The organism is Algibacter sp. L4_22 (assembly GCF_023473045.1).
GTDB lineage: Bacteria > Bacteroidota > Bacteroidia > Flavobacteriales > Flavobacteriaceae > Algibacter.
Genome location: NZ_JAMCOK010000001.1, coordinates 602,209 through 621,841 on the forward strand (window position 1 = coordinate 602,209; position 19,633 = coordinate 621,841).

At 32.4% G+C, this 19,633-nt stretch carries 20 protein-coding genes and 1 tRNA gene; 11 read left to right on the forward strand and 10 right to left on the reverse strand.

The window, feature by feature from the left end; translation table 11 throughout:
• From M4I23_RS02635 to M4I23_RS02665, 7 genes are all read right to left on the reverse strand, one after another.
• Positions 1–492 (reverse strand): F0F1 ATP synthase subunit B, encoded by a 492-nt coding sequence (locus tag M4I23_RS02635; RefSeq protein WP_249753351.1) that lies wholly within the window; start codon positions 490–492, stop codon positions 1–3.
• A gap of 85 nt (positions 493–577) precedes the next feature.
• Positions 578–778: an ATP synthase F0 subunit C gene (gene atpE / locus M4I23_RS02640; protein ID WP_044401428.1), complete on the reverse strand. Its 201-nt coding sequence runs from the start codon at positions 776–778 to the stop codon at positions 578–580.
• A gap of 40 nt (positions 779–818) precedes the next feature.
• On the reverse strand, positions 819–1,904 hold the full coding sequence (gene atpB / locus M4I23_RS02645; RefSeq protein WP_249753352.1) for a F0F1 ATP synthase subunit A: 1,086 nt from the start codon (positions 1,902–1,904) through the stop codon (positions 819–821).
• Between the two features lie 130 nt (positions 1,905–2,034).
• A complete protein-coding gene (locus M4I23_RS02650) occupies positions 2,035–2,418 on the reverse strand; it encodes a DUF6168 family protein (protein WP_249753353.1) in 384 nt (127 codons plus the stop codon).
• Complete coding sequence (locus M4I23_RS02655; RefSeq protein WP_249753354.1) at positions 2,408–2,641, reverse strand: AtpZ/AtpI family protein; 234 nt, start codon at positions 2,639–2,641, stop codon at positions 2,408–2,410. Before M4I23_RS02655 ends, M4I23_RS02650 begins: the two co-directional genes overlap by 11 nt.
• A complete protein-coding gene (locus M4I23_RS02660) occupies positions 2,604–3,017 on the reverse strand; it encodes a polymer-forming cytoskeletal protein (protein ID WP_158846600.1) in 414 nt (137 codons plus the stop codon). The genes M4I23_RS02655 and M4I23_RS02660 overlap by 38 nt, the downstream gene beginning before the upstream one ends.
• A gap of 6 nt (positions 3,018–3,023) precedes the next feature.
• A complete protein-coding gene (locus M4I23_RS02665; protein ID WP_249753355.1) occupies positions 3,024–5,591 on the reverse strand; it encodes a tetratricopeptide repeat protein in 2,568 nt (855 codons plus the stop codon).
• Positions 5,592–6,310: 719 nt separating this feature from the next.
• On the opposite strand from M4I23_RS02665, the gene M4I23_RS02670 reads away from it, so the two are divergent.
• The gene (locus M4I23_RS02670; protein ID WP_249753356.1) at positions 6,311–7,327 is read left to right on the forward strand and encodes a TQO small subunit DoxD; all 1,017 of its coding nucleotides are present in this window, start codon (positions 6,311–6,313) and stop codon (positions 7,325–7,327) included.
• 219 nt (positions 7,328–7,546) lie between these two features.
• Here the strand turns inward: M4I23_RS02670 and M4I23_RS02675 are convergent, their stop codons facing one another.
• From M4I23_RS02675 to M4I23_RS02685, 3 genes are all read right to left on the reverse strand, one after another.
• Complete coding sequence (locus M4I23_RS02675) at positions 7,547–8,002, reverse strand: 6-carboxytetrahydropterin synthase (RefSeq protein ID WP_249753357.1); 456 nt, start codon at positions 8,000–8,002, stop codon at positions 7,547–7,549.
• Between the two features lie 99 nt (positions 8,003–8,101).
• Positions 8,102–8,278 (reverse strand): hypothetical protein, encoded by a 177-nt coding sequence (locus M4I23_RS02680; protein ID WP_199269913.1) that lies wholly within the window; start codon positions 8,276–8,278, stop codon positions 8,102–8,104.
• Between the two features lie 42 nt (positions 8,279–8,320).
• Positions 8,321–9,655 (reverse strand): MATE family efflux transporter, encoded by a 1,335-nt coding sequence (locus M4I23_RS02685; RefSeq protein ID WP_158846608.1) that lies wholly within the window; start codon positions 9,653–9,655, stop codon positions 8,321–8,323.
• A gap of 118 nt (positions 9,656–9,773) precedes the next feature.
• Between M4I23_RS02685 and M4I23_RS02690 the strand changes: the two genes are divergently transcribed.
• The 10 genes from M4I23_RS02690 to M4I23_RS02735 all read left to right on the forward strand — a co-directional run bounded on the left by M4I23_RS02690 (position 9,774) and on the right by M4I23_RS02735 (position 19,487).
• The gene (locus M4I23_RS02690) at positions 9,774–10,568 is read left to right on the forward strand and encodes a universal stress protein (protein WP_249753358.1); all 795 of its coding nucleotides are present in this window, start codon (positions 9,774–9,776) and stop codon (positions 10,566–10,568) included.
• Positions 10,569–10,573: 5 nt separating this feature from the next.
• Positions 10,574–10,647 (forward strand) — tRNA-Ala (locus tag M4I23_RS02695).
• Positions 10,648–11,149: 502 nt separating this feature from the next.
• Positions 11,150–11,617 (forward strand): hypothetical protein, encoded by a 468-nt coding sequence (locus tag M4I23_RS02700; RefSeq protein WP_249753359.1) that lies wholly within the window; start codon positions 11,150–11,152, stop codon positions 11,615–11,617.
• A 60-nt stretch (positions 11,618–11,677) separates the two neighbouring features.
• Positions 11,678–13,462 (forward strand): class I SAM-dependent DNA methyltransferase, encoded by a 1,785-nt coding sequence (locus tag M4I23_RS02705; protein ID WP_249753360.1) that lies wholly within the window; start codon positions 11,678–11,680, stop codon positions 13,460–13,462.
• On the forward strand, positions 13,462–14,781 hold the full coding sequence (locus M4I23_RS02710) for a restriction endonuclease subunit S (RefSeq protein ID WP_249753361.1): 1,320 nt from the start codon (positions 13,462–13,464) through the stop codon (positions 14,779–14,781). Before M4I23_RS02705 ends, M4I23_RS02710 begins: the two co-directional genes overlap by 1 nt.
• Before the next feature lie 13 nt (positions 14,782–14,794).
• Positions 14,795–15,274 carry a chaperonin family protein RbcX gene (locus M4I23_RS02715; RefSeq protein WP_249753362.1) on the forward strand — a complete coding sequence of 160 codons (480 nt, stop codon included), beginning with the start codon at positions 14,795–14,797 and terminating at the stop codon, positions 15,272–15,274.
• Between the two features lie 81 nt (positions 15,275–15,355).
• Positions 15,356–15,745 (forward strand): hypothetical protein, encoded by a 390-nt coding sequence (locus tag M4I23_RS02720; RefSeq protein ID WP_249753363.1) that lies wholly within the window; start codon positions 15,356–15,358, stop codon positions 15,743–15,745.
• 99 nt (positions 15,746–15,844) lie between these two features.
• Complete coding sequence (locus M4I23_RS02725; RefSeq protein WP_249753364.1) at positions 15,845–15,985, forward strand: hypothetical protein; 141 nt, start codon at positions 15,845–15,847, stop codon at positions 15,983–15,985.
• A 47-nt stretch (positions 15,986–16,032) separates the two neighbouring features.
• Positions 16,033–16,500 (forward strand): hypothetical protein, encoded by a 468-nt coding sequence (locus tag M4I23_RS02730; RefSeq protein ID WP_249753365.1) that lies wholly within the window; start codon positions 16,033–16,035, stop codon positions 16,498–16,500.
• Between the two features lie 5 nt (positions 16,501–16,505).
• Positions 16,506–19,487, forward strand: a complete 2,982-nt coding sequence (locus M4I23_RS02735; RefSeq protein ID WP_249753366.1) for a type I restriction endonuclease subunit R — start codon at positions 16,506–16,508, stop codon at positions 19,485–19,487.
• Positions 19,488–19,633: the final 146 nt, after the last annotated feature.

Genomic DNA, 19,633 nt, shown 5'->3' on the forward strand with positions numbered 1-19,633 from the left:
TTAGTTTAATGATTTTTCAGCTAACATCGTTTCAACCAATTGTAATTGCTTGTCGTTGTTAGATAATTCTGTACGCATTACTTTTTCGGCAATTTCTAAAGAAATACCAGCAACTTGGCTTTTAAGTTCTGCTATTGCGGCTTTCTTTTCGCTTTCAATAGCAGTTTGCGCTTGAACTATCATTTTATTAGCTTGCGTTTGCGCTTCAGATTTGGCTGACTCGATCATGTTGTTTTTCATTTCGCGTGCTTCTTTAAGCATAACTTCACGTTCAGCTCTGGCTTCTTGCAATAACTTTTCGTTATCTGCTTGTAAATTTTGCATTTCAAGTTTTGCTTTCTCAGCAGACTCCAATGCATTATTAATAGATTCTTCTCTACTCTTAACGGCTCCTAAAATAGGCTTCCAAGCAAATTTCTTTAATAAGAAAAAGAATACAATAAAGATTATCGTAGTCCAAAAAATTAAACTTTCTGGTGCAGTAAAGTTCATGTCTCTATATTATTTAATTAAATGTTTAATTTTAAAACAGTTCCAGAACCAACCGTTCTGGAACTGTTTAATTTCTTTTCAAAAATTATTTTGCAATTAAAGCAACTACAACTGCGAAAAGTGCAACACCTTCAATAAGTGCAGCAGCAATAATCATTGCAGTTTGAATTTTTGAAGTAGCTTCCGGTTGACGTGCAATGGCATCCATTGCAGATCCACCAATTTTTCCAATACCGATTCCTGCACCAATTGCAGCTAAACCAGCTCCGATTCCAGCTAATACCATAATAATAAAATTTATTTAGTTAATAATTAAAAAACTCAAATTAATGATGGTCGTGTTCGGCTACTGCCTGACCAATAAATAATGCTGATAGTAATGTAAATACATACGCTTGTAATGCAGCAACCAACATCTCTAATACACTCATAAATAAAACAAACGCACCAGAAACGGGTGATATAAATATGCTTTTAAATATAAATATTAAAGAAATTAAACTTAAAATAATAATGTGCCCTGCAGTAATGTTTGCAAATAAACGAATCATTAATGCGAAAGGCTTTGTAAATATTCCAATAATTTCAATTGGTACCATAATAGGGTATAATGCTTTTGGTACCGGAGGTGTTAAAATATGTTTCCAGTAATCTTTATTACCGCTAAATGTAGTTATTAAGAAAGTGATAAAAGATAAAACAAAAGTAAAAAAGATATTACCTGTTAAGTTTGAACTAAATGGGAAAAAAGGAATTAATCCAAAGATGTTATTAATCCAAATAAAGAAAAATATTGTTAAAAGGTAAGGCATGTATTTAGCGTATTTTTTCTCGCCAATATTAGGGATAGCTATATCATCTCTTACAAACAACACTAATGGCTCTAAGAAGCCGGCTAGGCCTTTAGGGGCTTTGTTGTTTTTCTTATATGAGCGTGCAAGTGCGCCAAACAATAAAAACAACAATATTGCAGATAGTAACATTGAGAATACTAATTTCGTAATTGAGAAGTCCAAAGGTCTAGCTCCAAAATTAAAAGCACTTTTATCTTCTTCTGCTAATCCGGCATAATCATCAGCGTAGTATATTATTTCGTTATGACGTACAAATTTTTCACCGTTCGCCTCTACTACATGTTCACCGCTATTGTCGTGGTGAAATTTTTTCGAAGAAAATATAGTTAATCCATTGTCCGACAAAAGAATTACAGGTAGGTAAAAAGAAATAGGGTGTCCATCCCAATCTGCGATATGAAATTCGTGAGAATCGCCAATGTGACCGTTAATTAATTCACTTGCGTTAAATTCCTTATCGTCACCATGTTCACCACCATTATATGCAAACCCAAAGAATGGGAGCATAGCAATAATAAGCGTTGCGATTAATGTGATAGGTTTTTGTACTACCGTCATACCTTTTATAATAAAAAATTATAGTCCTAAAAATTCGGTGCAAAGGTATGGTTTTTCTTGAAACTTTATAACTATTCTTAAAAAAAAAACACCTAGAACGCAATTCATTAATAATTAAGGCTTGAAACAATTATTTATTAAGAAGCTTAACAACATATACTGTTTCTAACAACAGGAAAAGAAAGTAAGGTATAAAGAAAGCAATAACATCATTTATAGCATTTAATTCTTTGTTTTGAATTAGCGGTAATAAAAACACTATTGAAGCCATCATTTTTATTAAACCACAAGCCATAAAAGCAAATCCTGTTTTATCTGAATAGGTTTTATTTACAAAAAGTACAGATATGTAAACTAGTAAAGTAGCGATAGAATGAAATATATATACACTACATGTATTAAAAAATAGTGACAAATCGAGACCTACTTTTTTGACTATAAATAATTGAAGGGCAAATAAAATTAAAGAAAAAGGTATTAGTATTATTGAGAATGATATAAGTTTATTTTTCATTGTTCATTGAGGCCACTTGTTTAATAATTTTGTACATAGCTAGTAATACCCCTAATAAGGAGAATATTACAGTGTAGAGGCTATAATTATTGGTGAATTTAGAATCTAACCATTTGCCAAAAACCACAAATAGATATATGGTAATTCCCATTTGTACAGCAATCCCTGATAGCTCTGTAATTTGTTTAAGTTGTTTTTTGGGTTGCTTTTTGTTGTCCGCCATTATTTCCATCTTTTTTGTAACCCTTCATAGCACATGACACATTAAACGTAGCGCCAGGTTCAACGGCTAATTTTCCAGCCACAACGTCGCCTTCAATGTTTGCGGTAGATTTTAATGTTAAGGTTCCAGCTAAATTGAGCTTCCCAATAAAGGACCCTTCAAAATGTGCATCGGTACCTTGTAAAGAGCCCTTGATAGATCCAGATTTACCAACCACAACTTTGCCCGTAGTTTTAATGTTGCCTTCGACGTCGCCATCAATTCTAAAATCGCCTTCGCTAATTAAATCACCAACGATTTTGGTGCCTTTGGCTATAATATTTTGGTTTGTAGTAGCATCTGCCATTTTTTTGTTTTTTTTGTTATCTGAAAACATAACGTGTTATTGATTATTTATAGTTAAGTAAGATTCTAGATTTTTATGAGTTTGAACAACTTGATAATTCGCCGATGAAATTACGAAGAAAGGTTTAATAATCTTCTTTTTGTTTTTATCGGTTAATAATTGAGTAAATGTTTTAGCTACGGTTTCATTTTTTAATCCATGAGCTAAAACAAAGGTTGTATTGGGACTGTATAAATCTACAGATGATGATAATTTATAATATTTAATATCTTTTAAAACAGAATCCAGTGTTTTTTGAAATTCTAGAATATTTGCTCGTTCCGAATTTTTAAACTGAAAAACTACTTTGTAATGTGCTGGAATACTATCTATAGCTTCAATAAAATCGGTGCTTGCAATTTTTGGAAGCACTTCATTTATTATCTTTTGGGCTTGTTTACCTTCGTTAGTGTTGGCATAAGTTACAGATAAATGATTGATGCCTTTTTTGTAAGCCTCAAAACCATTTAGACGTCCGTTTGCAGTTGCTTTTAAAAGTTCTAACTTCGGAACAATAGGTTCGCCATCAAAGCGTTTTATATAGTCTTCACTTTTAGAAATAACTTCTGCATAGTTTTGCTTTCCATGCAAGCTATATAAAGCTTCATATAAGCTTTCTGGGCTGTTTTCATCTTTATCAGAAACTAATTCCGGATGCTCTAAAATATTTGCATAGCGAGAGTCGGGATAGTTTTTAATAATTTCAGATTTTGCAATCGAGGCTTCATCATTTTCACCTAAAAGCTCATAGATTTTATATAAATTATATTTTGAAGGAAGAATTAATCGTTCCTCAGGATCGCTTTCTAGTAAGTTTTGAAACTTAGTTTTGGATAACTGATATTCTTTGAATTTCTCTTTATATATTAATCCTAATTGATAATAAGCATAGTTCCTTTCTTTAGAAATACTGTCGATTTCTTTTTCTTCTGCAGGAATTTTAGAAATATAAAACTGCGGATCAAATTTTTCTTCATCTGATGCTAAAGCTAATAAATCGTTGGCCGATCCTGCAGCATTATTACCTGTAATGCTATTGCTTTTACTAGACCATCTCCAATTATCTTCTAAAGCACGGTTGCCCCAAACTTTAACAAATTCGTTTTTACCGTAAGATGTTGTGGTTGGATTGTAGAAATAAAATAGTGCAGCCTGGCCAGGTAAACCACCTCGCGAGCCAATAGTATTGTTGTTATTTGTTGTAATTAATCCTGTATTAGAATTCCGTTCTGCAGCTTCCGTTTTTTCCTTTTCTTCTTCTGCTCTAATTTTAAGTTCACTTATAAAGGATTCGAAAATAATTAATCTTTCAGCTTCTGGTAAGTTAACTAAGTGTAAAATGCTATCGTTTGTTTTGGCGATAGCTTCGTAATAAATAACATCTTCTAAGTTATCACGTTTGCGCTTAATAACTCGAAAAGGTTTTGAATTAAGCTTTAAATTACTCATGGTACTATCGAAATAAGCACCGGCTCTCGCATATTCCGAATTATCGAAATACATATCACCAAGCGTTTCGTAGTCTTTTGATTTTAATATGTTATCTCGGGAATTGGTGCGTAATGACTTATTGTAATAGGCAACAGCCAAAGAATCTGATCCATTATTTAAATGAAAATCACCAATTTGATAATAAATTTTATCTAAAAACGGACGGTTTTCTCGGTTCTCCTCAAGTTCTGTAAGTAATTCTACGGCCTCTAGCTTATTCCCGTTTTCGAAATCGAAGTTTTTAAATTTTTCGAGATAAGCGGTAATCATATAAATCCTTGGTGTTCTTCGATTAAGATCTATAACCTTATCGAAAGCATAATTAGCGCTATCTTTTAGGCCTAATTGGTTGTAAAGTTGTCCTTGAATAAAACGGTATCGCCCACGCTCGTCGTTATTTTTCGTTGAGTTAGATGCGATTTCTAATTCGGTAATTGCACTATCTATAGATTTTGTGTTTAAATATGCTTGTGCTAACATGGATGTAGCATCGGCTAAATCTTGACCTTCTAATTCTTCTTGTTTTAAAAGGCGTTTTAAGTTTTTAATAGCCAACTCGTTATTATCCAAACGCATATTGGTTTTTTCACGCCACACTTTAGCTTGGTTTATTTTATCGCTCGCAGGGTATTTGTAAAGAATATAGTTGAAAGCTTCTATTGCAGGTACAAAACGCTGATCGAAATATCTTGCTTTACCGAGTAGGAGGTAAGCCTCGTCCATTTGTGGGTTTATTTCTTTACCCCTAATATTCATGCTGTGTTTCTGGATGGCTTTAACTGCTTTTTCTTCGGCACGAGAAAAGTTTTCGTTTTTAGATTGGCCAGGCAGCATTACTTCTTCCGAAATCTGCATACGTTCTATAGGTAGCAAATCCCAATAGTTATCAAAGTAAGCGTCGTTTAAACTTGTTCTACCTTCTTCTAAAGCATTGTAACCATTAAAAAGCGGATTGAATTCGGCGGTGACTGCGTGGAAATTTCGACTAATGAATTTGTCTTTTTTTCGTGAGCAGCTCACTATTAAAATAGTCGCTATTAAAAGGAATAATATAGTTTTAAACGATGTTTTCAATGCTGGTGTTTTAAGTCTAAAATAATAACAAGAAACTCAGGGTATTATTATATAGTGTCGTAAAAATAAGCATCTTTTTGGATTTAAACCTTTTACTTTATGAAATTAGTTGGGTTTTGGATGTTTAATAGAAAGTTAGTTTTACTTTATTGTTTTTTTTACCATTAATTTTAATGGTTGGTGCCAGTTGCTTTTGAATAGCTTGTTTGGGTTGAAAAATGTTTTTATAAAAAAGGAAGAATTTGTTTTTTAGTATTAAATTTGCATAGTGAAAGACAAATTAAATATAAGAAAAACGAATGTTGTGATCTCTACTTTGGGGTTAGCGCTTTTGTTATTGCTTTCGCCATGCAAGGTTAGGAAATTTATCCAATTGGAACTCGGTACTCTTCAAACTGAAGTTTTAAATAAGAGTAAAACAACTATTGGTAATTCAAATTGCAATACGTTTGAAGTAACCGATAGTGTATTAACAGTTTCAAGATTATCCCTTCAGTTTTTACCTGCTTGTGCACTAAACTTAGTTCATTATTTTAGTGTAATTGAAGATAGGAGGCAACCTTTTGACTCTTATAAAACAAAGAATCACTCCATTTCTTTTGTTCCTTACTATATTTTGTATCGGAACTTTAAAGTTTATCTATAAGCATCTTTTTTTTAAAAAATGTTAACCAGTGTACTTTGCTGGGTGTTTATTAATTATAGATAAGTAAAATAAAATGAAAAATATTAGTATAAAAAATGATGCAGGACTCTTAGTTCTTGCTCTTAGATTGGTTGTGGGTTGGACATATTTTTCTGCTTTTTTTAGGCGGACGATTTTAGCAGATAAGTTAGACCCAGATTTAGCAGGATATATTGGAGTTAAGTTTAATCACTTTTTGCCAAACGCATTGGGTATAAAACCTATTATTCAATATTTAGTAGAAAATCCAGATGTTTTATGGATAAATATGGTTGCCTTTACTATTGTAGAAGGTATTGTGGGCTTGTTTATAATGTTCGGTTTGTTTACTCGAATTATGAGTATTGGTGTTTTTGGTTTAGCAATGGGTATTCTTCTTGGTTCGGGCTGGATAGGCACAACTTGTTTAGATGAATGGCAAATTGGGGTGTTAGGTATAGCCGCCGGATTTGTGTTATTTCTAAGTGGTAGTAGTAAGTATTCCGTGGATAATTACTTAATTAAGAATGGTTTTTCTATTACTAATAATAAGTGGTTTTCGTGGTTAGGTTCAGGTATGTTGCCTATTAGAGAAGGGGTGTTTCCTAAGGTTGTTTTAATTGGTTCTATTTTGATTTTTGGAATGACTTTAATGACAAACCAAATATTTCATGGTGGATTATGGGGGACGCTACATAACAAATCGGTAAAACCGAAGTTAGAAATTACTAATGGCATGATTGATAATAATAAACTTTCGTTTGATGTTTTTAGAACTGAAGGCGTTGATGTTTACGGAGCTTGGATAATTGGTGTAGAATTGTTGGATGAGCAAAATAGCACTGTTATTAAATATGCTCAAGATGATTTGGCTTTATTAGAAGATGAAAGTATTTTAAATTATTATGTTGCTAAGGTAAAGGCTGGTGCGCATAGTTTAATTGTGCCTTTAGGAGCGAAAGCAAAAATTAATTTATTTAATAAGGGTTTAGATAGTTTGCCTAAAGGTAATTATACTATTAAAATCACCGATATAAGTGATGCTTTTTGGGTGGTTAAATTAAAAAAATGACAACTAATAAAAGATGAAAAAAAAGAGCGACTTTAAAATTTGTTCAAAGTTGCTCTTTTTTATTTATAAGAAGTTTTACGATTAGAAAAAGCGATTTTTAGTTTATAGCCTAAAACAAAAATACATAAGACGAATTTGCGTTAGGGATTGAACGGCTTGTTTGAGCTCCCGACCTTAGGAGGAGCGAGTAGTGAAAGCCCGACCCTTTTGGGTAACGCCCTAGATATTATCGTGAGCAAACCACTGCGCGAACGAGCTATCTGTTTCTTGTAATTTTAGTGAGTGTAATTTGATATGGTTTGGTAAACGTTTCTGGATTTTTTTTGAAAAATCAATTACCATCATTTCGCTAGTTGGTTGGTAATCTACCAATAACACATTGTGATCGCGAGCTTGAAGTTCTTTTGCTAGTTCTACGTGTGGTGTGTTTTTATTGAAAACTGTGGCGTGATCGAAAACATCTACAATTTCTTCTTTTACAATTTTTTTAAGATCGCCAAAGTCGATAACCATTCCGTATTTTACATTGGTGTTATCTGTAATAGGTTCGCCAATTACGGTTACGGATAGCTTGTAGCTATGGCCGTGTACGTTTTTACATTTTCCGTCGTAGCCATATAGTGCGTGACCGGTTTCGAAAGCGAATTTTTTTGTAATACGAATGTTATTGCCCATTATCTTCTTTTTCTACGGTTTACTACGTAAACAACGATTAATACTATGGCTAATAGCAGAAATAATCCATTTCCGCTTATAAATGAGAGAATATCCATATTATAAAAATTTATTGTTATTTTTATTATATCTGTAAATAAGGTAAGCTAAAAGTACGAGTAGAATAAAAGGCAGCATTGCGCCAATAAAAACACCTATTTCATAAGCTTTATCGGGGGCGTCTTGTATTTTTTTTTCAATGCTATTTTCTTGAAAAAAACTTATTAATAAACTCATTATAATTTTTAGCGTATTTTATATAATAATTACGATACAAAGTTAATGTTTTTGAGACAGCGGAATAAATATTTTTCGGAATTTTATAATTAAAGGAATACCGCGTGCAATAATCCAGAAGGTGAGCGCAATGAATATGCCGTGAAGTTGGTAGCCTAGAGAATCTAGCCAAAATAAAATGGGTAGAAATACGAGTCCTGTGGCACATAAAAGTACGTTTCTTAGAAATTTCATTCTCCCTAAGCCTTTAAACATACCATCGAAAATAAAAGCTAAGGCGCAAAACGGTTGCATGATTAACACTAGCCAAAAGGTACTATAAAATAACGAAAGAACTTCGGGGTCTTTGGTGAACAAACGCCCTAAGGGATAATAAAAAAGGGCTCCGAAAACAGCTAGCATGATGCCAACAATAATGCCGTAGCGTATAAGTTTATTACTTAGTTTTAGTAATGTAGAATACGCTGTTTGCCCATACAGTTTACCTGATAAAATATTGCCAGCGCTTGCGTAGCCATCGACAAAAAAAGCTGCAAAAAACCATAAATTTATGCAAATAGTATAAGCTGCTATTTGTGTTGGGCCGTAACCTGTGGCAAAGCGTGTGGCGAAATATAATGTGATGTTTAGAGCTAAGGTACGCACGAATAAATTAAGAATCATGACAACCAATTTGTTGATTTCTTGGTTTAATGGAAACGTGGGTTTTAGTGGGATATCGGTTTTTTTAAGTAAATAAATGGCTGCTAAAATTGCCATAATAATTTGAGCAATTAAACTGGCGTAGGCTGCACCTTTTATATTCATGGCAGGAACGTAGTTTTCTATGCCGAAAACAAAAATATAATCGAGTCCAATGTTTAAAAATGCGCCAATAGTGGCAATTATCATCGGGTAATAGGTGTTTTGTAAACCACGGAATACTCCAAAAACAGCCATAGTAAATAAGGTAAAAGGGAAGCCGAAAACACGAATTCTGTAATAATCGACACTGTAATCTAAAATGATGTTTGTGGCATTGTATAGCTTGAAAATTGAGGTCGCGAATGGATAGGTACCAATTATTATGAGCAGGCTTAGCATAGTTACTAAAAAAATAGCTTGTGCTGGCAGGTTTTTAATTTCATGTAATTTGTTAGCTCCCAAATATTGAGAAATAATGGACGAAATAGCACTTCTAGTTTGTCCCAAAATCCAAATAAGCATGGAAATAAATGTACCCACAATGCCTACAGCTGCGAGAGATTCTGTTGCGTTGCTATCTATGTTTCCAATAATGGCGGTGTCGGTAATAGATAAGATGGGTTCTGCAATTCCGGCTATTAATGCTGGTATTGCCAATTTATTTATATGTTTAAAACTAATGTTTGTGCTCACAAGGTGTGTTTGATTTTGTATATTTAGCTAGCAATTTTTATATTGCAGTTAAATGAATCGTTTTAATGTTTACTTTTGCTTCTTTAAACAGCAAATTTAATATATAATATTAGTTATTATGAAGAATATTTTAGTTCCTGTTGGGTCGTCGAAAAATGCGTTAAGTCATTTACAATATGCAGTAGATTTTGCAGAAGCCGTTGGTGCTAAGCTTTTTGTAGTGCAAGTGTATAATGTTTATACAAAGGCTGGAACTATGATTCGGGTTGATGGGCCAATACAACGCGAAAGTAAAGAGTTTTTAGATAATTTAGTTTCTAAAATTGATACTAAGAATGTTGATGTTATTGTAAAAGTTTTAAAAGGAAAATTAATTGATACGTTAGAGTTGGCTTGTAAAACTGGAGATGTAGATTTAATTTTAGTCGAGCCTAGAACTAATTCCATAAAAGATGAAGTTTATTTAGGTAAAACCTCGGGTAAGATTATAAAACAAACTAATATTCCAGCGCTTATAGTGCCGGAAGGTTATGTTTTTAAGCCGGTAACAAGTATTTTATTAGCAATGAAATCGGCTATAATCAAAAATAAAAAAGCGTTAAATCCATTAAAAGAAGTAAAAGAAATATTTAAAGCTGAAGTGAATTTATTACTTGTTAAAACGCCATATTACAATGATGGTGATTTTGATGTTAATGAAACTTTAGGAGAGTTAGCAAGTAGTGTAACTAAAAGCGGGAACGCTACCACATTCCAAGGTGTTTTAGAACATTACAGATCGCACAATCCAGATATGCTTTGTGTGGTACGCCGTAAGCGTGGTTTCTTTGTTAAAAAATGGGAAAAAAATGTCATTCTTAAAAAGGATTTCTACAGCAACTTACCTGTTTTAGTACTACGTGGATTGAAATAATATTTGGGGATGTAGCTCAGTTGGCTAGAGTGCTTGACTGGCAGTCAAGAGGTCGTCGGTTCGAATCCGATCTTCTCCACTAGTGATAGCAAGGCTTCCAAGAAATTGGGAGCTTTTTTGTTTTTATAAATTACATACATTTTACATACTATTATCGATATATAATGAAAACAACATCCTTAAAGCTATTTGTTAAATTAATACTAGCGAAGTCTTTTTAATTGAAATTTCGATTTTATTTCATCTTAAATTATTAAAGAATTTATCTAGAGTTTTCTAATATTAATGTGCACGAGTACTGCACAAAATTTATTTATTTTTATGTTGAAGATTTGTAGGAGGTTATTACAAATAGTCATGAATTTAATCCTTATTCTTTAGCAAGAAAAAAATACTGAGACACTATAAAAAAAATTTGATTGATGAATTAAAAATATTATTGTTAATGAAGTTTTGAGTAAACTTGAACAACACTGTTTATTATTAAACTATCCCGAAAAAAAAGAAACTACAATAATTTTTTAACCAACGCAAAACCACTGCACACATAAAACTTACATTTGTAAAACAAAAATCAAGTTATGACAAAAACAAATTTTGGTGAATTTCGAGAAGAAAATTTATATGGCACTAATGGTGTTATTAACGAGTTTATGCGGGCCTTTGATTTAGATTTATTAATGTATATGTCCAATGGAGACACGCCTCTTGGTTTTGAAGTACGAGATTATTATGATATTAACGAAGGTGGTAAAAACTATCTATTAAGTCTTAATAGCGAACTAAAAGCATTTAGAGACGATTACTACAATCTAAAATCGGCTTACGAAATAGCAGAACGTATTGATTTAACTGTAAATATTGTGTATCCTTATGTAAAGAAAAGAACATATTCTGACAGTGGTTTAAACATGCGGCCTGTTCGGACTTCTGTCCCTTTTAAAGATTTTAATAAAGCTAGCAAAGTGAGTTATTTATCCAGCTTTCAAATACTAAAAGATATACAAAGAGATTATCAGTTAGAAAAATTAAGAGCAAGAATAAAATAACAAAGCACTACTGCGGCAATCACAAAACATATATTTGTATTATACAAAGAAAATCAAATAATGAGTAACATAAATAATAAAGTAGACGTAGGATTCATATGGCGTATAACAGACGATGTCTTGCGTGATGCATTTAAGAAAAATGAAATTGGAGATGTACTATTACCTTTTGTAGTGATACGCAGGCTAGATTGTATGCTAGAAAATGTAAACGAGAACGTACGTAAAAGCTACAACGATTTTAAAGATAAGGTTAGCGAAGACAAGTTAGACCCAATCCTTAAAAAAGCAGCAGGTGGTTTAACGTATTACAACACATCAAAACACACGCTTAATTCGTTAAAAGACGAACCACAATACATTGAAATTAACTTCAATAACTACTTAAACGGATTCAATCCAGAAGTACGCGATATTTTAGAAAGCTTTCAGTTCGATAAAATTATAGCGCGATTGGTAAAAAACCGTTTGTTGTATGAAATGATTGATGCCATCTGCAAAATAGACTTGCATCAAGATACTATAGATAACCATAGTATGGGTTATGTGTTCGAGGAGCTAATTCGTATTTCTAACGAGCAATCCAACGAAACCGCGGGAGAGCATTTTACCCCACGTGATGTTATTGCTTTAATGAATGCTATCATCTTCACTCCTGAAAAAGATGAGCTTTGTAAGTCTGGAATTATACGTACTATTTTTGATCCTGCTTGTGGTACAGGTGGTATGGTCAACTTGGGGAAAAACTTTGTGTTAGACGAGATCTGCAAAGACTCTAACAACAAACCAACCATGCTTACTTATGGTCAAGAATTAAATGAGCAGTCTTGTGCTATTGCAAAATCTGAAGCCTTAATCTCTGGTGAAAACCCTAGAGATGTAAAACACGGTAACTCGTTTACAGATGATCAATTTCAAGGGAAGCAATTTCACTACATGATGGCAAATCCGCCTTATGGAGTCACTTGGAAAAAAGATAAAAACTTTATTGAAAACGAAGCACTAAACCCAGCAGGTCGTTTTTATGCAGGAACACCACGTACTAGTGACGGCCAATTATTGTTCTTACAACATATGATTGCTAAAATGGACAAAACTAACGGTTCTAGAATTGGTGTGGTTACTAACGGTTCCCCATTATTTACAGGAGATGCAGGAAGTGGCGAAAGCGACATACGTAAATGGATTATAGAAAACGATTGGCTCGAATGTATTGTGGCTTTACCTAAAGATTTGTTTTATAACACAGGTATTAACACCTATATCTGGTTTTTAACCAATAAAAAAGCTGAAAACCGTAAAGGTAAAGTGCAGTTAATTAATGGTAATGCCAGTAAAATTATTGGCACTAACGCTAAAGGAAAAGAAGAAAGTGAGCACATTTTTGCACGCTCTAACAAAAAGAGTTTAGGGAACAAACGTAACGAGCTTACCGAAACACATATTGAAGCTCTATTGGATTTATATACCAATTTTAAAGAAACCGAGCATTGCAAAATTTACAATAACGACGATTTTGGCTTTTACCAACTCACCATAGAACAACCGTTATACAAAGATGGTAAAATGGTAATGACTAAGGGCAACCCAAAACCTGACTCTAAAAAACGCGATAAAGAAAACGTACCATTAACAGACGATATAGAAACCTATTTCTCTAACGAAGTATTACCACACGTGCCTGATGCTTGGATAGATTACGATAAAACACGTATTGGTTACGAAATTAACTTTACCAAATACTTTTACGAATACAAAGGCTTACAACCTGCTGCTAAAATTAAAGCTGAAATTGTTGAGCTTGAAAAAGACATTACAACCCTTTTAAATGATTTGTTAGCCTAATGAAGACATACGAAGCATATAAAAATAGTGGTATAGATTGGATTGGCGACATGCCTCAAGATTGGAATGTATCTCAATATAAATTTGTATCTGAAGTTCAAAATGGATTTGCGTTTAAATCTAATTTATTTGACAAATCTGAAGGATTTCCTATATTAAGAATTAGGGATATAACATCTGGAAGAATTAGTACATATTATCAAGGAAAATTTTCGGATGATTACATAGTCAGTGAAGGCGACCTTTTAATTGGAATGGATGGTGATTTTAACGTTAGATGGTGGGATAAAGAAGATGTTCTATTGAACCAGAGATGTTGTCGTATTTTTAATAAAAGTAATGCTGATAGAAGGTTTCTTTATTATATTATTCCAATCAATTTGCAGATAATTAATGATTTGACATATTACACTACTGTGAAACACTTGTCAAGTGGTGATATTAATAATGCTAAATTTTCTTTACCAAGTCTAAAAGAACAAACCCAAATAGCCAACTACCTAGACCACAAAACCCAAATTATTGATGCTTTAATAGAAAAAAAGGAGCTATTAATAAAAAAACTACAAGCACAACGCCAAGCCATAATTAACGAAGCAGTTACCAAAGGTTTAAACCCTAATGCCAAAATGAAAGATTCTGGTATTGAGTGGTTAGGTGGAATTCCTGAGCATTGGGAGGTTGTGAAGTTTAGGTATAAGTTTGAAACAACAAAAGGATTAACCATAACTAAAGCTAATTTGTTAGACAGTGGAATACCTTGCGTTAACTATGGAGAAATACATTCAAAATATGGCTTTGAAGTTAATCCAGAAATTCACAAACTAAAATATGTATCCGAAGATTATTTAGATACTAATGAAAATTCTTTGTTATACAAAGGTGATTTTGTCTTTGCGGATACTTCCGAAGATATTGAAGGCGCAGGTAATTTTACGCATTTAAATTCAGATATTCCAACATTTGCTGGTTATCATACAATTATTGCCAGATTAATTGATAATAGTAATTATCGATTTGTTGCTTATTTCCTTGATTCGATAACTTATAGAACTCAAATACAGAATCTAGTTAAGGGAGTTAAGGTTTATAGTATTACAAATAAAATTTTAAAGGATACATTTTTATTTTTTCCGCCAGAAAATGAACAGGATGCTATTGCTCAATTTATAGATAATAAAGTGAAGAAAATATCTTCTTCAATCAAAATATTAGATGAATCAATCAAAAAACTAAAAGCCTATCGTCAATCTATAATCAGCGAAGCTGTAACGGGTAAAATAAATGTAAGAGATTGGCAACCACAAAAGTTAAATTAAAAAAAAAGATACTATGCCAGCATATATTATTAAAAACGAAAAATTTAAGTTTGAAGTAGACAAAGCTTCAAAACATGACACTCGCTTACCTGCGTCATCTGTTTTTAATCAAGGATCTAGTTATTTTCAAAGCTATATTTTGGCTAATTTTGATATTCTTATAGGATGGTATGGTGCAAATGATGATTTTGAGACTAACACCTTTCAAGTTATTTATAAAGATGTTGTTTTAATATCCATTATTGTCTCGCAACTGCAAAATGTTGCAGATTATTTAAATAAGTTTAATTCAATTTCAAAAGAGGAACTAAAAGAACTGTATGAGCAGGCTCAGTTAAAAGAAAAAACGGAACTAGAATTAAGAATTGAAAAACTTAGAGAGACAGAAAAAGAACTTAAAGAAAACATTGCTCTCTTCATGGAAGTTGAAAATAAGGGGAAAGAATTAGGTAAGTTATTAGAAAAGCTGAATAATGTTAACATATTACCGTAAACCCATCATTAGTGAAACAGTAACAGGTAAAATAGATGTAAGAGATAGGGTAAAATAATTAAAAACGTTTAAATTTAAAATATGAAAAATATAGTAAATGTTAAATTTCATTATTTTGCTTCTCAAATCAAGCACATAAGTATCGAGTGCAAAAAGAAAGATTATTCTATGCGCCCCAAAGATGTAGGAGGTATTCATATTGGAAAATATGTTGGATCAGCTCATACAGACACTTTTACAAGAAAATATACTGAATTTTCAAAACAGCAATTGTTAGGTATACAAAATATTCTATTACAAGCATACGTGTTTTCACACGATAAACTTGAGGAAGCAATTGAAGATAATGATTCAAAAAAGAATTTAGAAGAACTGAAAGAGAAGATTCTTGTAATCCGTACTCATTTAAAATATATCACTAAATATATAGATGATTACGATGAGATGAAAAATGAATTTAAAGATGTTTAAGTAGTTTACAATGCAGTTTTCTTATTGAAAAACAGCAATAGAAAATTTAATATAGGTAAAAAATATACGATATAGTCAACCTAAGACAATACAAATAATATGCAAAACACAAACTTATTACAAACAGAAAACAATCTAGTAGAACCAATGCAAGCAAGTAAAGCTTATTGTGGCGCTTGTCAGGAAGATCCATGCATGTGCAGCGATCCTGAACAAACAAGTACAACACTAGATTGGTAATAAAAACACAACCCTCTCTTTTATTAACCCCATAAAAAAGCATTATTATGCAGAAAGACATTTTCCAATGTATTGTAAAAAACGAAAAATATGAAGCCGCTTCTTTTAAAGAAAGAGCTCCCGATAATACGGTCTTAACTCAGCTAAATCCTAAGCATAAAATTTATAAATACAAGCTAAGTAATGGGGTGTTTGCAGAAATAAAACGCACTCCGAATAAAGGATTTGAAGGTTCCCGATTATTGTTTTATTACAACGATCTTTTAATAGAGAAGCTAATAGAAACTAATTTTCAGTCGTTTGCAGATCATCTAAATATGTATAGCCAGTTTAACGATGTCGAGTTAAAAAAACTGCAAATTGAAGTTCAAGAAACTACACTTTTTCAACTTGAACAGGACATAGATAATTTGCAAATACAAAAAGACGCGCTTGAGGAAGATTTAGAAGTGCTTTTGGAAATCAAGAAAAAAGCTAAGGAGATTAAAAAGTTGAGTAAAAAAATATCAAAATAAAAATCATGGCAACTGGCACTAAAGAAATTCATTTTGAAGCACATATAGAAAACTACTTAGTTAATACAGTTAAAGAATACCATAGTGTATCACCTAATTTGTATGATAAAGACTTGTGTGTTATTCCTTCAGAAATTATTGTGTTTATAAAAGATACGCAACCTAAGAAGTATGAAGAATTAGCTAGACAATATGGTGCCTTAGTAGACGCCAAAATAGTAGAAAATGTTGCCAAAAACGTTACTAAAAACAAAACCTTAGAAGTACTGCGAAATGGTGTTAAAGATCGTGGACAGAAACTAGATATAGCTTATTTTAAGCCAGCCAATAACAAAACTCCAGAGCACGAAGTAGCATATACCAAAAATAGATTGTCGATTGTACGCCAACTTAAATACTCTAACCGCAACAACAACGAGATAGATATAGTTCTATTTATTAACGGCTTACCCGTAGTAACAGTAGAACTTAAAAATGCCTTAACAGGACAAAACCACCACAATGCTATTAAGCAGTTTATGCAAGATCGCGATCCTAAAGGTGAATCATTTTTAGATTTCAAACGTTGTTTGGTACATTTTGCAGTAGGTACAGAAAAAGTATTTATGGCTACGGAGTTAAAGGGGAAGTCGACTTATTTTTTACCTTTTAATACCGGATTAACAAACCATTCGGACACGGGGTATCAAGTAGAATACCTATGGGAAGATGTATTACGTAAAGATTCATTATTAGATTTAGTGCAAAACTTTATTAGCGTACAAACCGATAAGGAGAAAATGTATAATCCAAAAACCAAAAAGTTAGAAGATAAAAAATCTACTAAATTGTTGTTTCCTCGTTTTCACCAACGCAGAGCAGTAAAACGTATTTTGGAAGCATTAAAAGTAGATGGTACTGGAAAAAACTATTTAGTACAGCATTCCGCAGGTTCAGGTAAATCTAACACCATTACTTGGTTAGCTTACAGGTTAGCTAATTTTTATCAAAACTATACCGATACTAAGGCGCTATACGATTCGGTAATTGTGGTTACAGACCGTCGTGTGCTAAATAAACAGATACAGAATAACATTCGCCAACTAGACAACACACCAGGTGTTGTAGCCTACATCGATGAAAAATCTACCTCTCAAGATTTAAAAAATGCTATTGAAGATAAAAAACGAATCATAATTACCACCATTCAAAAATTTCCAGTAATTGCGCAAAATGTCACCAATTATCCAGATAGGAAATATGCTATTTTAATTGATGAAGCGCATAGTTCACAATCTGGAGAATCATCTCGACAAATGCGTAAAGCGTTAAGCTTAGAAGAAGCAGAGAAAGACGAATCAGATATAAAAACCGCTGATGAAATTATAGCTGAAGAAATTTCTAAAAAAGGACAACAGCCAAACATTTCGCAATTTGCTTTTACAGCAACTCCAAAGCAAAAAACAATAGAGTTATTTGGCACAAAAACAAATGGAAAGATTGAGGCTTTTGATGAGTATACCATGGAGGAAGCCATTAAGGAAGGCTTTATAAAAGATGTATTACAGAACTATATGTCTTTTAAGCGCTATTACAAACTAGTAAAGCGTACAGAAATTGAAGATAAAGAGTACGATAAAAAGAAAACAGTACGAGTTTTAGGTAACTATGTAGACTTGCAAGACCACGCTATAGAGAAGAAAGCACGAATTATGTTGGAGCATTTTACAAGCCAAACACAAAACGAAATACAAGGACAAGCCAGAGCAATGTTGGTAACAAAGTCTAGGTTACATGCTGTACGTTTTAAACTAAAGTTTGATGCTATTCTAAAGGAAATGAATTTGCCATACAGAGCATTGGTAGCATTTTCAGGCACCGTCAAAGATCCTGATACAAATGAGGAGTTTACAGAGAACGGCATGAATAACTTAGGCGGTAAAATTAGCATTCCAGAAGCTTTAAAATTACCCGCAAATAGATTGTTAATTGTGGCCAATAAATTTCAAACAGGTTTTGACGAACCTTTGCTGCATACCATGTTTGTAGACAAAAAATTAGGAGGTGCAAGTACGGTACAAACCTTATCCCGATTAAATAGAAATCGAAGAGGAAAGGACTCTACAATGGTTTTAGATTTTGTTAATGATCCCGAATTAGTGCGTGCTGATTTTCAGCATTTCTATGGTAAAAACTTTATGGAAGAAGAAAATGAAACCGATCCAAATAGTTTATATACTCTATTAGACGAAGTAGATAGCTTCAATGTGTTTTATGAAACCGAAGTAGACGCTTTTGCAGAGATATTCTTTAAGCCAAATGACAACATGGAGGCTATTCAGCCTATTTTAGCAGCTATTGCAAAACGTTTTGATAATGAGCTTGAGGATGAGGACAAAAATGCATTTAAAGCAGCTGCAAAGTCTTACACTAAAATATATCGCTTTTTAAGCCAAATTATTCAATTTACAGATATAGACTTAGAGAAAAAATATGTATTCCTTTCTGCTTTACTTAAAAAATTACCATACGTAAAAAGTGATTTACCTGTAGATGTAGTTAACGATATTGAATTAGATAGTTATAAAATACAACATAAGTTTACAGCAAGTCTAGACCTAGTGTCTGAGGATGGAGAAGATTATGGTATGACACCAGGAAGTGGAGGTCAAAAGCCAGAAGAAGAGGTTGATTTTTTAACCAAAATTATAAAAGTTTTAAATGACACGTTTGGGGCAGATTTTACCGAAGAGGACAAAAAGGACTATCAAAGTATTTTAGATAACACCTATGATGACGAGGAATTGTTAAGTTATTTTAATAAACAAAATTCGAAAAGCAATATCAAAGATAAATTTGATGAAAAGATAGATGACAATCTATTAAGCTTTATTGATAAAAAATTGGATTTCTATAACAAAATGACTGATGGAAAAACAAACATCTTATTTAAAACACTGTTATTTAATGAGATATATGACAGAGAAGTAAGAGGGATTAGGAAATAATATTTTATAATAAACAACCTACAAATAATTATATAGATTTCTGATTAAAAGTAAAGCTTACTCATGTGGTTTTACCGTTTTAAAAATCAGTTGATTTTTTCTTCACAAGCAAGCATTAAAAATCAACTGATTTTAAAAATGCGCCT